The organism is Virgisporangium aurantiacum (genome assembly GCF_016863635.1).
GTDB classification, from domain to species: Bacteria; Actinomycetota; Actinomycetes; order Mycobacteriales; family Micromonosporaceae; genus Virgisporangium; species Virgisporangium aurantiacum.
In genome coordinates this window covers 72,936-85,832 of record NZ_BOPG01000012.1, presented here as the reverse complement: position 1 = coordinate 85,832, position 12,897 = coordinate 72,936, and the positions used below count along the sequence as shown (strand labels likewise).

The following is a 12,897-nucleotide window of genomic DNA, read 5'->3' as shown; positions in this document are numbered from 1 at the left end:
GGCCGCCACGAGAGCGATCAACGCGACTACGACCGAGAGCTGATCCAGCCGACCGATCCTGATCAGAGCTGTCTCGATCGGGCGTAGCCAGCGGGTGTCCCGCTCCTCGAACACGAAGTCGAGGAAGATCATGAGCAGGAAGACGCCGCCGAAGGCGGCGATCGAGGGGCGTGCGTCCTGTAGCAGGAGCTGATACCGATCCGGATGGTTGACCGCCAGGTCGAGCGCGTGGGTAGGGCTGATACCGGCGGTGATGGTCACCAGGAGCAGTGGGAAGACCAGACGCATCCCCAGCACGGCGATCACGATGCCGACGGTGAGGAACAGGGTCTGCCAGCGCTTCGACATCCGGCGCAGGACCGTCGCGTTCATCACCGCGTTGTCGAAGGAGAACGAGATCTCCAGGATCGACAGGATGACCACGAGCACGACGACCGACCAGCCGCCGTACAGCAGCGCACCGGCCAGCCCGATCGTCGTGGTCAGGAATGACCACCGGAATGCCCGCACAAGCGTCTTCATCCGGTCACGGCGGCACGTGACTCCGCCCCGGACGGCTGTCGCAGCGCGTCGGCGAGGGCCACCAGCAGAGCCAGGGCCATGAATCCGGCCGCGCACAGCAGGGTGCGCGAGATCGCGTCGGGATACCGATGGCCGGTCGTGGCGAGGATCCGGTAGAAGATCGTGGCCAGGACCGCGGTGCCGACGGCGGCGCCGATGCGTTGCGCTGTCTGCAGCGCGCCACCGGCCACGCCGGCCATCCGGACCGGTACGTTCTGCAGGCTCAGCGTGAGGTTCGGTGAGGTGACCATGCCGCCACCGACGCCGGCCAGCAGCAACGGCACCGCCGCGGCCCATGCTGCCGCGGTGCCGCCGACGTGAGCCAGTGCCAGCGCGGTGGCGAGCAGTCCGACGATGACCGCGGTGAGCCCGTACACGGTCAGCCAGCGGCCGACCCGGGACACGAGGCGGCCGGCGACCGCCGCTGAGGCCGCCGCGCCGAGCGCGAACGGCGTCACCGCCAGGCCCGAGTGCAGCGGCGGATAGCCCAGCCCGTCCTGGAAGAACAGCGCAAGCACCAGCCAGATCCCCGTGAACCCGACGAAGTAGAGCAGGCCGATGCCGGATCCGGTGGCATAGCCCGGTGTGTGCGCCAACTGCGGGTCGATCAGCGGTTGCCGCCCCCGCCGGATCGTCCGCGCCTCCCACCGGACGAACGCGAAGAGCATCGCCACCGCGACGGCGAACAGCGGCCACCACCCACCCAGGCTCCCGGTCTCGCCATGCACCACCGGCAGGAGAAGGGCGAGCACGCCGCCGCCGAGCAACAGCGAGCCGACGAGGTCCAGGTGCGTGCGGTGGGCGTCGCGGCGGGCCGCGGTCCGTGGCAGCAACCGCGCGGCGAGAACCAGACCGACGAGACCGATCGGGATGTTCACGTAGAAGATCCACCGCCAGCCGTCGGGACCGGTGAACGCGCTCAGGATCAGGCCACCGACCACGGGACCTGTCGCGGTGGACAGGCCGACCGTCGCGCCCATGATCCCGAAGGCCCGGCCCCGTTCGGCGCCGCGGAACAGGTCCTGGATCAGGCCCGAGTTCTGCGGGATCAGCAGGCCGCCCGCGACACCCTGCAGCAGCCGGGCCCCGATCAGCAGGCCGATGCTCGGCGCCGCGCCGGACAGCACGCTGGTCAGCACGAACGCCGACAACGCGACCAGGAACATGCGCCGCCGGCCGAACGCGTCCCCGAGCCGACCGGCCGCGACCAGCACCAGCCCGAAGGCCAACGCATATCCGGACACCACCCACTGCGCCGTCGCGGCCGACGCGCCCAGATCCCGTTCTATCGAGGGCAGCGCGACGTTGACGATGCTCACGTCGAGCAGGCTCATGAAGGCGGCGATCTGGCTGACCATCAACGCCCGCCAGCGCCGCGGATCGGCCGCATCGCTCATCTCGGTCTCCTTCCGTGGCTCGCCGAACCACGTTCGGCGCGGCCGGCCCGTCCAGCTTCGCGACGCGACCGTGTCCCGTCGCCCCGGCCAGCGGCCGTTGCCGCCCCCGGCTGGCCGGAATCTTCGAGTCGACGACGACACCCCCGCAGCGATTGCAGCTAGCGGGTAGGCGCGCATTCCTGCTGCTGCTCCTTCGAACGGCGTGCTGGCCGTGATGCGACGCCGCCCCGTCGGGCGCGAGGCTGGCGGACACAACGCCACGCGCGGAAGGCCCGCGGAACGCAACGGATCAGGAAGGAAGCACCGATGCGAAGCACCTCTCGAAGGGTCGTCGCGATGATCGGCGTCGCCGCCATGCTGGTGGCGGGGCTGACCGCATGCGGGGGCAACGGCAAGTCCGCGCCCACCAACAACAAGGTCGGCGTTCTGTTGCCGGACACCGCGTCCTCGCCCCGCTGGGTGTCGGCCGATCCCAACGAAATCAACAAGCAATGCAAGGCGTACAAGCTGACCTGCCTGGTGGACAACGCGAACGGCAGCGCGACGACGCAGCAGGCGCAGGCGCAGTCAATGATCAACGACGGTATCGGGGTCCTGCTGCTCGTGAACCTCGATCCGGGCTCGGGCGCGGCGATCCAGAGCCTCGCCAGGCAGCACAACGTCGTCACCGTCGACTACGACCGGCTGACGTCCGGCGGCAGCGCGTCGTACTACGTTTCCTACGACAACGTTCAGGTGGGCGTCGACCAGGGCACGGCACTCACGCAATGCCCGCAGGTGACGGGCAAGGCGAGCGTCAACTACGTCGAGATCGACGGCGCGGCCACCGACAACAACGCCGCCCAGTTCGCCCAGGGCTACAACTCGGTGCTGTCGAAGCAGTCGGGTTGGAGCAAGCTCGCTGACCAGAGCGGCAACTGGGACGCCGCCACCGCGCAGACCGTGTTCACCACCATGCTCGGCCAACACCCCGACGTCAACGCCGTCATGGTGGCCAACGACACGATGGCGCAGTCGGTCCTCAACGTGCTGGAATCCCAGAACCTGGCGGGCAAGGTGGCGGTTTCCGGCCAGGACGCGACCGCCGGCGGCCTGGACAACATCATGGCCGGCACGCAGTGCTTCACGGTCTACAAGCCGGTTGCCGGGGAGGCGGACGCGGCGGTCAAGCTGGCGAGCCAGATCCTCGCCGGGCAGAAGGTGACCGCCCCCGCGACCACCAAGGACCCGACCAACGGCCGCGAGGTCCCCTCGTTCCTGGCCACCCCGACGGTCATCACCAAGGCCAACGTCGCCACGCCGGTCAACGACGGCTACGTGACGTACGCCGCCGTCTGTCCGACGGCCGCGACGCAGCAGCTCTGCGCTGCCAACGGCATAACCAACAAGTAGCGGGCGACCCTACGCCCGACGGGGTCCGTCCGCGCTGCGGCGGGCGGACCCGGCGGTACGTCAGGCCCATCAGGCGTCACGATGATCCACGGTCGCCGATACGTCGGTCCGTGGGGGACGAGGAGGATCGCGACATGACCTCCGATTACTACAAGGACCCGTACCGTCTGCCCGACGGTCCGGACGGTCCTTTCGACAACGGGCGGTCGGTGAACGCGGTCCGCCTGTGGTCCGGCGGGTTGGCCGCCGCCGTGGTCGCCGGCCTGACCGGCCTGGTCGGTGTTCTCATCGCCCGGGTGGTCTTCCGGGTCGCGCTCCTGGCCCCGCGGACGGCCGGTGCGTTCGGCGACGTCGACACCGTACGGCTGTGTGTCGTCGCGGCGGTCGCTGCCTTGGCCGCTACGGGCCTGGTTCACCTGCTCCTGCTCTCCACACCGCGACCGTTGGCGTACTTCGGTTGGATCGTCGGACTGGTCACGGCCGCCGCGGTGGTGCTGCCGTTCCTGTCCAGCGGATCGCTGCCGGTACTGCTGGCGACCGCGGTGATCCGCCTCGTGATCGGGCTGGCGATCGGCAGTCTGGTGTCGGGCGCGGCGTCCGCTGCCAGGAGACGGCCGGTCGGGACCGGGACCTGGCGTACCGGCTAGCTGGATTGTTGTCGCGGGGACGGCCTGCGATGCTGGGGAAGTGCGTCCTTATCTCGGCAAGGGACCGGTGACGTGGCCCGCCTGCCGATGACGCCGTCGGCCGCGCGTTGGCTGAGCGGGCTGGTGGCCGGCGTCGCCATGGGCGGCGGGGTCACCGTCGTGATCGCTGTTCTGCAGCCGGAACTGCCGTCGCTCAGCCTTCTGGTGCTGTACATGCTCGCGGTCCTCCCGGTCGCGGTCCGGTGGGGGGCGGGGCCGGCCGCGGTGGTCGCGGTACTGAGCACGGTCGTGTTCGGGTTCGTCTTCCTTCCGCCCCGCAACGTCTGGTGGGTCGCGGAGCGCCGGAACATCGTGGCTCTGGGTGTCTTCGTCCTCACCGCGGTGGTCGTGGGCAACCTCGCGGCGCGGTTACGGCGGGCGGCCCGGGAGTCGGCCCGCCTGACGGAGGAGCAGGCGGCGCTACGGCGGGTGGCGACGCTGGTGGCGCAGACCGCCCCGTCATCGACGGTGTTCGAGGCCGTCACCCGGGAGGTCGGCACGCTCTGCGGTGCCGATCTGGCCCGGATGGAATGCTACGGCGAGGACGGATCGGTCACGGGTGTCGGCGCGTGGAGCCGGGTGCCCGTTCAGCTGGCTGTCGGCACGCGTTTCGCCCTCGACGGTGTCAGCATCGCCCGGCAGGTGCGGCAAACCAGGGGACCGGTCCGGGTGGACAGTTTCGTCGACGCCACGGGCGCGATCGCGGTCGAGGCACACGAGTTGGGTATCCGCTCCTCGGTCGGCTGTCCGATCATGGTCGACGGGCACCTGTGGGGTGTCATCGCCGCCTCGTCGAAGAGCGAGAATTCGTTCCCAACCGGTACGGAGTCACAGATCACCGAGTTCACCGAACTGGTCGCCACGGCGATCGCGAACGCGCAGAGCAGGGCGGAGATCACCCAGTTGCTGGAGGAGCAGGCCGCGCTGCGCCGCGTCGCCACCCAAGTGGCCCGCGAGGTGCCGCCGGCCGAGGTCTTCGCCACGGTTGTCGAGGAGATACACCGCCTGGTCACCGCCGACGTGACGGTGGTCGTCAGGTCCGGCCGTGACTCAGGCAGTGGCATGGTCACGATCATGGCCCAGGCCGGTGAAAATCCGGACAGGGTCTCCGTGGGCGGTCGATGGACGCTCGATCCCGAACTGGCGCTGGCGGAGGTCCTGGAAACCGGGCGCCCGGCACGTCGTGACGATTACGACGGGCTACAGGGCAGGTTCGCGGAGGTGATCCGCCAGACCGGGATCCGGTCGTCGGTCGCCGTGCCGGTCATCGTCGGCGGGCGGATCTGGGGCGCACTCGGTGTGGGCACGCGCGGCGAGCGCTTCCCCGCCGACGTCGAGCAGCACATGGCGGCGTTCATCGACCTGATCATCACCGCCGTCACCAACGCGCAGGCCCGCGCCGAACTGCGACGGATGGCCGACGAGCAGTCGGCCCTGCGGCGGGTGGCGACGCTGGCCGCTCGGGGAGCGCCGCCGGAACGCGTCTTCAGCGTGGTGGCCGACGAAATCGGCGAGCTCGTCCGGGCGGACCTGACGGCGATCGCCCGGTTCGAGGCGGACGGCACGACGACGTACATGGGTGGGCGCGGGTGGCTCGACACCGACCCGCACAAGGATCTCGTGCGGTGGAAGCCCGAGCCACCGTCATCCGTCGCACTGGTCCGGCAGACGGGTCGTTCGGCCCGGCTCGACCTGTCCGAGCCGTCCGCCGGCGACGGGGCTCGGCTGTCCGACATCGCCCACCGCGAGAAGATCGTGAGCACGGTGGCGGGTCCGATCGTCGTCGGGGCACGCCTGTGGGGCGCGATCACCGTCGGGTCGCGATCCGGGCCGCTTCCCGCCGACACGGAACAGCGGATGGTCGACTTCACCGAAATCGTCGCCATCGCCATTGCCAACACCGAGAGCCGAACCGAGTTGGCGGCCTCGCGGGCGCGGGTCATCGCGGCGGGTGACGCGGCCCGGCGCCGGTTCGAACGCGACCTGCATGACGGGGCGCAGCAGCGGCTGGTGTCGCTGGCGCTCGAACTGCGCCACGCGCAGGGAGCGGTACCGGGCGATCTGCCCCAGCTTCGGGCGGACCTCGGGCGGGTCGCGCACGACGTGACCGGGGCACTCGACGAACTGCGCGAGCTCTCCCGCGGGATCCACCCGGCGATTCTCTCCGAGGGTGGGCTCGGCCCGGCGCTTCGTACCCTCGCCAGGCGCGCTGGTCTACCGGTGGAGGTGGACGTCCGCGCCCGGGCGAGATTCCAGGAGCCGTTGGAGGTGGCGGCGTACTACGTCGTGTCCGAAGCGATCACCAATACCACCAAACATGCGGCGGCGTCCTATGTCGAGGTCGTTGTCGAGGAGCGCGACCACGGACTGTGGCTTTCCGTACGCGACGACGGTTCCGGTGGAGCGGATGCACGGCGCGGCTCGGGCCTTACCGGGCTGCGCGACCGCGTCGAAGCCCTCGGTGGATCGATCGATGTGAGCAGCCCGCCCGGCGAGGGCACGTTGATAGAGGTGTCGCTTCCGCGACGGGCGGTTTGAACGGAAACAGGCCCGGCGGGTGGCTCGCGCCGCCGCCGGGCACCGGTGTGTTTGCTACCCCGTCCGGATCAGTGCGGTGCGGCCAGGAGACCGCGGTGCGCCTTGTTGCTTTCCGGCACGGCCAGCAGGCTCGCGACGAACGACACCGCGCCGACGATCCACGCCGTCCACGCCATGCCGGTGGTGGAGTGGAAATTCACCACCCACGGTGAAACGAAGACGACCACGCCGAGCGTCGCCCTGAACCACTCGACAGCAACGATGCCCGGTTCGGCGAGCGAGAGCACCGCGGCGAGCGCGGTGACGAAGCCGAGCAGGATCAGCGTTCCGGTGGCCGCGGTGACGGTGGTGGTCCAGATCGGCGCCAGGATCGCGTACACACCCGCGACGAGCGCCACCCAGTCCTGCCAACGGGTCCATTTCCTCATGACGACCCCAACCTTTCTCGCTGAGATCCGCGCCGCATTGCGCGGACCCGCACTTCCCATACCAGCCAACCTTGCCGACTTCCGGGCCGCCGTCGTCATGGCGGGCGCCCATATCCGGTACCAGCCAGCCGGAGTACCGCGATGGCGGACAGCCACCAGATACGGGTGTCGCTGGCGGTGATGCGGCACCCGCGGTGCCAGCGCGAGGCTGGCGGCATGTCCCCAACCGCAACCCTCGAACTTCGAGGCGTCGACAAGTCCTTCGGCCCGGTGCATGTGTTGTCGTCGGTCGGTCTCACCGCGAACGCGGGCGAGGTGACCGCACTGGTCGGCGACAACGGGGCCGGCAAGTCGACGCTCGTCAAGTGCATCGGCGGAATCCACCGCGTCGACGCGGGGGAGTTCATCTTCGACGGCACCCCGCAGGTCATCGGCGGCCCGCGCGACGCGGCCCGGCTCGGTGTCGAGATCGTCTACCAGGACCTCGCCCTGTGCGACAACCTCGACATCGTCGACAACATGTTCCTCGGCCGGGAGGAGGTCACCGGCTTGGGCACGCTCGACGAGAACACCATGGAGCAGCAGGCGAGGCAGGCGTTGGACGCCTTGTCCGTCCGCACGGTCCGATCCGTTCGCCAGGTCGTGGCGAGCCTCTCCGGGGGCCAGCGCCAGACAGTGGCGATCGCCAAGTCGCTGCTGTGGAAGTCGACGGTCGTCATCCTCGACGAGCCCACGGCCGCGCTCGGTGTCGCCCAGACGGAACAGGTGCTCGGACTGGTCCGCCGGCTCGCCGGTCAGGGCGTGGCCGTGCTCATGGTTTCGCACAACATGAACGACGTCCTGAGCGTCGCCGACTCGATCGTGGTGCTGTACCTGGGCCGGATGGCCGCGCAGGTCAGGCGCGAGGACGTGACGCAGACGCAGGTGGTCGAGCTGATCACGGCCGGTCGCTCGGGAAGCCTCGGGCTCTCGCCCACCGAGTCATGGGGGGCAGGAATATGAGCGCGCCGGTCGACGAGATCGTCGAGCGGGACGAGCCGAACCGTCCGCAGCCGGCCGGATGGGGTGCCACGCTGGGCGGGTACGTCCGCGGCTACCTCGGTCGGGTGCGGGGCGGCGAGCTGGGTTCGATCCCGGCGCTGGCCGGCCTGGTCGTCGTCACAGCGGTTTTCGCCGTGGTGCACCCGGGTTTCGTGAGCGCGTACAACATCGAGGCGCTGGTGATCCAGGCGGCGCCGATCATCGTCATGGCGATGGGCCTGGTCGCCGTGCTCCTGCTCGGCGAGATCGACCTGTCGGCCGGCACCACCGGCGGCCTGTGCTCGACCATCATGGCCGTGCTGATGCTGCGGCACGGCGTGTCGTGGTGGTTGGGGATCATCGCCGCGCTGGTGGTGGGTGTCGCCATCGGTCTGGGCATCGGGACGTTGCGCGCGCGGCTCGGCGTACCGTCCTTCGTGATTACGCTCGCGACCTTTCTGGCGTTCCAGGGGGTCACGCTCATCCTCGTCGGCAGCCAGGGTTCGGTGAACCTGCCCAGGAACTCGCCGCTGGTGTTCCTGGAGAACCGGTTCGTGCCGCTGTGGCTCGGTTGGGTCTTTCTCGCTGTGTTCGTCGCGGGCTATGCCGCGGTGAAGGTGAACGACGCGGTCCGGCGCCGTCGGGCCGGCCTGCCCGCGGTGCCGTTCCCGGTGATCGCTACGAAGATCGTCGTGGTGACGGTGGTGGGTTCGGCGTTCACCTATGTCATGGGCGTCAACCGGAACCTGAGTTCGAACGCGTTCTTCCACAGCAAGGCGCAGGGCATGCCGTGGGTCGTGCCGCTGCTGGCGGTCCTGTACGTCGGGTGGCATTTCTTGCTGTCCCGCACCCGCTACGGCCGGCACGTGTACGCGGTCGGCGGCAACGAGGAGGCGGCGCGGCGGGCCGGCATCGTCGTGTCCCGCATCCGGACCTCGGTCTTCGTCATCTGTTCCGGCATGGCGGCCGTCTCCGGTCTCGTCGCGACGTCCCTGCTGCAGTCGGTGCAATCCAACGCCGGCGCGGGCAACACGCTGCTGCTGGCCGTCGGCGCGGCCGTCATCGGCGGTACGTCGCTGTTCGGCGGTCGGGGCCGCGTCGTCGACGCGGTGCTGGGTGGCCTCGTCGTGGCGGTCATCATCAACGGGATGAGTGACCTCATCCAGGGTGCCAACTCCGCCGGCTACGAGTGGATCGTCACCGGCGCGGTGCTGCTGCTGGCCGCCGGATTCGACGCCGCCGTCCGACGTGTACAGGCCCACCATGGATGAGACACCTGGCTCCGCAACTGATCCACGGCACCGGCCGCCGATCGTGCGCGACGCGATGCGGCCGGTGGTGATCTCCGTCGGTCGGCGGGCTCACATCGCCGCGGCGGCGTATCTGATGCGGCGGGCGCACCAGACCGCACTCGTGGTCACCGCCGATGATGAGAGCCGGCGACCCATCGGGATCGTCACCGTGACAGACATCGCGCAAGCGGTGGCCGACGGTATGGACGTCAACGAAGCGCGGGTCGAGGAGCTCGGCGGCAGGCGGCCGATCACCGTACGGCCGGAGACTTCGGTCGGCGACGCCATCGCACTCATGGCTTCGGCCGGCGTCCGGCACCTGCCGGTCGTCGAGGACGGTCAACTCGTGGGACTACTCGACATCGCGGATGCCTACGTTCGGCCGGTCTGAGCGCCGTCGGACGGGCAGCCCTCAGCGGGCCTCCAGGAAGGTGATCACGGCCAGCACGCGCCGGTGATCGTCGTCTGTCTCCGGCAGGCGCAGCTTGGCCAGGATGCTGCGCACGTGCTTCTCGACGGTGCCTTCGGTGACCCACAGCCGGCGGGCGATGCCAGCGTTCGAGCGTCCCTCGGCCATCTGCGCCAGCACCTGACGCTCCCGCTCGCTGAGCACGGCCAGGGGGTCGTTGCGTCGCCGCGCACTGACAAGCTCCTGCACCAGCGCCGGATCGACGACCGAGCCGCCCCGGGCGACGCGGTGCACCGTGTCGACGAAGTCGGCGACGTCGCTGACCCGGCTCTTGAGCAGGTAGCCGATGCCCCGGCCACCAGCGAGCAGCTCCATCGCGTGCTCGACCTCGGCGTGGGCCGACAGCACCAGGATCGCGGTCTGCGGCCGTTCCAGCCGGATCTGCCGGGCCGCGTCGAGCCCTTCGACGGTGTGGGTGGGCGGCATCCGGATGTCGACCACCACGAGGTCAGGCCCGGTGGCGCGGACGAGTTCCAGAAGCCGCTGCGCGTCACCGGCCTGCCCGATCACCGTGACCCCGGAGCGTTGCAGCAGGCTGCCGAGGCCCTCCCGCAGGAGGATGTCGTCGTCGGCGAGGACAACCCGCAGTCCTTCCGCCACGGTCATGGCGAGCCCGGATTGCGGGCATGACAGCCGAGCCATGTCGTCATGGTCAAATTATGTCCGCTGGTGGCGATGGGATCGAGGCCGGTATTGCAGTTAACCGTAATGCCAGGACCGGCCGTCACCTGCAATGCTCTGGACGTGGCACAGCGCTGTCTGATCGTCGACGACAACGAACGTTTCCTCGCCGTGGCCCGGGCCAGCCTGGAGCGGGACGGGCTACAGGTGGTCGGCACCGCGACGACCGTGGCAGAGGCCCTGGACAAGGCCGGCACGCTGCGGCCGGACGTTGTCCTCGTCGACGTCGCGCTCGGAGCCGAGAGCGGGTTCGATCTCGCGCGGCAACTGGTCGACCGCTACCCGGGTCTCCGTGCCGGGGTGGTGTTGATCTCGACGCGGCGCGAGGACGACCTCGCCGAACTTATCGCGGCAAGCCCGGCCGTCGGGTTCGTGTGGAAGGCCGACCTGTCCGCCAGCGCGGTGCGCGAACTGGTCGCCACCGAGGGCCGATGAGCGTGGCCAGCGAACCGGAACCGCCGCTGCCGGGCGGGGCCTGACTAGAGAGCGGGTACCTCGACGCAACGGATGTGGTCACGGTAGGCGATGGCCAGAAGGCCGTCCTCCGGTGCCCAGGCCATTGCGGTGGCGGGGTAGGGCAGGGTGAGGTGGGCTGTCTCGCGGTTCGTGGCGGGGTCGACCACGGACACGGTGCCGTCGGTGCGGGCGATCGCCACCGCGGCGGGGCGGCCGGGATGGGTGGTGACGGCGAGGGCGGTCACCGGCTCGTCGTGGCGGGGTTGCAGGTGGACAACGGCGCCGGTGAGCAGAGCGTGGATCCGTACCTGGGCGTCGTGCACGGTGATCACGGCGGGGCCGGTGCCGGTCTCGATCCACGCATGGGGTGCTTCGCCGATCTGGACGTTGGCCGCCGCAGGGGTCGAGACGGGGCTGTGGCTGGTGAGATCCCAGCCGACGAACGGGCCGAACATCCAGTTCACCGCGGCGGCTGGCCGGCCGGCCCACAGCCCGACCGCCACCCCGTACGGCGGATAGTCGTGCGGGATGGTGCCCAGCGGCAGGCCGGTGTCGAGCTGTCTGAGTTGCGCGTTTCCGCAGCCCTTCCCGGCGGTCAGGACCGCGGTTTCGCCGTCGACGGAGTAGGTGGCGACGAAGTCGGTCTGCGCGCCGTGGTCGAGCGTGACCGGTTCCTGGGGTGCGTCGTCGATCCAGTGGTACAGCGTCGAGTCCGGTACGCCGTGAAGGTCGCCGCCAACGGCCAGCACATGCCCGCCGCGCGTGTCGGTGACTGCGGCCACGGCGTTGACCCTGCTGGGCAGCTGACCGAGGTCGGGTTCCGGTGCGCCGTCGGCCAGTCTCCATCGACTCAGGGTGCCGTCGCCGCCGCCGGCTACGAGGGAACCGCCGGCAGTGACGGTGAGGCAGCGCAGGTTGGTGCGATGCGCGGGGGCGGTTGGTGGCCGGTCCCGGTCGATGTTCCAGATCGCGACCGCGTTGTCGGTCGCCGACGTGGTGATCAGTGTGCCGGGACCGTCGGCGACGACGTGGGCGTATCCCACCGGACCTGTCAACGGCGGTGCGAACGGCGCGTCGGCGTGCACGTCCCAGAGGTTTACCGCTTCGCCGTCGTCGACGGCCAGCACGGGCCGCCCGTCGGCGGCAGTGGCGGCCGCGATCGTCACCGGTCGGGGGAAGGACCGCAGGCTGACGGGCAGGCGACGTCCGGTGGTGCCGTCCCACCCGCTGATCGCGCCCTCGGTGGACAGCACCGCGACGATCGCGTCGTGCGGCCAGCTCGCGATCTGATACGGGACTTGGCCGTCAGGCAGCGCAAGGGTCCGGACTCGCGTGCCCTCGGTGAGATCCCACAGCGTCACGCCGTCCCGGCCGGCAGCGGCGACCGGGCGTCCGGCAAGCGAGATTACGGCGACGGCGTTCAGCCGTTCACCGGTGTCGACCGTGGTGGTCCGTCCGGTCGCCAGCCCGGTCATGCGGAGGATGCCGTCCCAGCCGGCGGTCACCAGTGCCGGGCCGTCGACCAACTCGACTGCGGCGAAACCCTGAACGCTGACCGCATCGTCGTGGCCGGCGACGATTCCGATCCGACGGCCCGTCTCCAGGTCGACGACCTTGGGCGGTCGCGCCCAGTCCTGCACCACGGCCAGCGCGTGGCCGTGGACCGCAACGGTGACGAGCACGTTCGACCCCACGCTGTTGTCGCAGATCTCCGATTCCGGCACCGCCCGGATCAGCGTCCCGGTGGCCCGGTCCCAGATCCGCAGTCCCGGCTCCGGACAACGCCGCTCATGCAAACCACCGAGGTGACAGTCGAAGTCCTCGTGGTTCAACACCAGCGTCACCACGACGTCCACCCCGCCGACGACCGCAGCCGCGACGGCGGCCGGTTGATCGGCCGCGAACCGGTGCCGCAACGCCGGATCAGGCCCCTGTTCGGTCGTCCACACGGTCCGCATCCACAGATCGTACGAACCA

At 70.0% G+C, this 12,897-nt stretch carries 11 protein-coding genes and 1 pseudogene; 7 read left to right on the top strand and 5 right to left on the bottom strand.

What is annotated here, in order from left to right; genetic code table 11:
• Positions 1 to 51: 51 nt before the first annotated feature.
• Positions 52 to 522 (bottom strand): annotated as a pseudogene (locus Vau01_RS65200) (DUF475 domain-containing protein); the annotation flags it as partial.
• Positions 519 to 1,958 carry an MFS transporter gene (locus Vau01_RS09200; protein WP_203989272.1) on the bottom strand — a complete coding sequence of 480 codons (1,440 nt, stop codon included), beginning with the start codon at positions 1,956 to 1,958 and terminating at the stop codon, positions 519 to 521. The pseudogene Vau01_RS65200 and the gene Vau01_RS09200, both read right to left, overlap by 4 nt.
• Positions 1,959 to 2,264: 306 nt before the next feature.
• On the opposite strand from Vau01_RS09200, the gene Vau01_RS09195 reads away from it, so the two are divergent.
• From Vau01_RS09195 to Vau01_RS09185, 3 genes are all read left to right on the top strand, one after another.
• Entirely contained in the window at positions 2,265 to 3,350 is a 1,086-nt protein-coding gene (locus tag Vau01_RS09195; RefSeq protein ID WP_203989270.1) for a sugar ABC transporter substrate-binding protein, read from the top strand.
• Between the two features lie 134 nt (positions 3,351 to 3,484).
• A complete protein-coding gene (locus tag Vau01_RS09190) occupies positions 3,485 to 3,997 on the top strand; it encodes a DUF6069 family protein (RefSeq protein ID WP_203989268.1) in 513 nt (170 codons plus the stop codon).
• A gap of 72 nt (positions 3,998 to 4,069) precedes the next feature.
• Complete coding sequence (locus tag Vau01_RS09185) at positions 4,070 to 6,574, top strand: GAF domain-containing protein (RefSeq protein WP_203989266.1); 2,505 nt, start codon at positions 4,070 to 4,072, stop codon at positions 6,572 to 6,574.
• A gap of 68 nt (positions 6,575 to 6,642) precedes the next feature.
• Here Vau01_RS09185 and Vau01_RS09180 read toward each other — a convergent pair whose 3' ends face one another.
• A complete protein-coding gene (locus Vau01_RS09180; protein ID WP_203989258.1) occupies positions 6,643 to 7,002 on the bottom strand; it encodes an SPW repeat domain-containing protein in 360 nt (119 codons plus the stop codon).
• Positions 7,003 to 7,218: 216 nt separating this feature from the next.
• Between Vau01_RS09180 and Vau01_RS09175 the strand changes: the two genes are divergently transcribed.
• From Vau01_RS09175 to Vau01_RS09165, 3 genes are read left to right on the top strand one after another with little or no spacing between them, the layout of a single operon-like run.
• On the top strand, positions 7,219 to 8,004 hold the full coding sequence (locus Vau01_RS09175) for an ATP-binding cassette domain-containing protein (RefSeq protein ID WP_203989256.1): 786 nt from the start codon (positions 7,219 to 7,221) through the stop codon (positions 8,002 to 8,004).
• On the top strand, positions 8,001 to 9,293 hold the full coding sequence (locus Vau01_RS09170; protein WP_203989254.1) for a sugar ABC transporter permease: 1,293 nt from the start codon (positions 8,001 to 8,003) through the stop codon (positions 9,291 to 9,293). Before Vau01_RS09175 ends, Vau01_RS09170 begins: the two co-directional genes overlap by 4 nt.
• Positions 9,286 to 9,705: a CBS domain-containing protein gene (locus Vau01_RS09165; RefSeq protein WP_203989252.1), complete on the top strand. Its 420-nt coding sequence runs from the start codon at positions 9,286 to 9,288 to the stop codon at positions 9,703 to 9,705. Before Vau01_RS09170 ends, Vau01_RS09165 begins: the two co-directional genes overlap by 8 nt.
• 21 nt (positions 9,706 to 9,726) lie before the next feature.
• On the opposite strand, the gene Vau01_RS09160 is transcribed toward Vau01_RS09165, so the two are convergent.
• Positions 9,727 to 10,425, bottom strand: a complete 699-nt coding sequence (locus tag Vau01_RS09160; protein ID WP_239151450.1) for a response regulator — start codon at positions 10,423 to 10,425, stop codon at positions 9,727 to 9,729.
• Between the two features lie 102 nt (positions 10,426 to 10,527).
• Here Vau01_RS09160 and Vau01_RS09155 point away from each other — a divergent pair, with 102 nt between their 5' ends.
• Entirely contained in the window at positions 10,528 to 10,899 is a 372-nt protein-coding gene (locus Vau01_RS09155; protein ID WP_239151449.1) for a response regulator, read from the top strand.
• Positions 10,900 to 10,943: 44 nt separating this feature from the next.
• Here Vau01_RS09155 and Vau01_RS09150 read toward each other — a convergent pair whose 3' ends face one another.
• Positions 10,944 to 12,878 (bottom strand): WD40 repeat domain-containing protein, encoded by a 1,935-nt coding sequence (locus Vau01_RS09150; protein ID WP_203989244.1) that lies wholly within the window; start codon positions 12,876 to 12,878, stop codon positions 10,944 to 10,946.
• Positions 12,879 to 12,897 lie beyond the last annotated feature (19 nt).

Coding starts and splice junctions, on each gene's coding strand:
- Vau01_RS09200 (WP_203989272.1), bottom strand. CDS start 1,958: ATGAGCGATGCGGCCGATCCGCGGCGCTGGCGGGCGTTGATGGTCAGC.
- Vau01_RS09195 (WP_203989270.1), top strand. CDS start 2,265: ATGCGAAGCACCTCTCGAAGGGTCGTCGCGATGATCGGCGTCGCCGCC.
- Vau01_RS09190 (WP_203989268.1), top strand. CDS start 3,485: ATGACCTCCGATTACTACAAGGACCCGTACCGTCTGCCCGACGGTCCG.
- Vau01_RS09180 (WP_203989258.1), bottom strand. CDS start 7,002: ATGAGGAAATGGACCCGTTGGCAGGACTGGGTGGCGCTCGTCGCGGGT.
- Vau01_RS09175 (WP_203989256.1), top strand. CDS start 7,219: ATGTCCCCAACCGCAACCCTCGAACTTCGAGGCGTCGACAAGTCCTTC.
- Vau01_RS09170 (WP_203989254.1), top strand. CDS start 8,001: ATGAGCGCGCCGGTCGACGAGATCGTCGAGCGGGACGAGCCGAACCGT.
- Vau01_RS09165 (WP_203989252.1), top strand. CDS start 9,286: ATGGATGAGACACCTGGCTCCGCAACTGATCCACGGCACCGGCCGCCG.
- Vau01_RS09160 (WP_239151450.1), bottom strand. CDS start 10,425: ATGGCTCGGCTGTCATGCCCGCAATCCGGGCTCGCCATGACCGTGGCG.
- Vau01_RS09150 (WP_203989244.1), bottom strand. CDS start 12,878: ATGCGGACCGTGTGGACGACCGAACAGGGGCCTGATCCGGCGTTGCGG.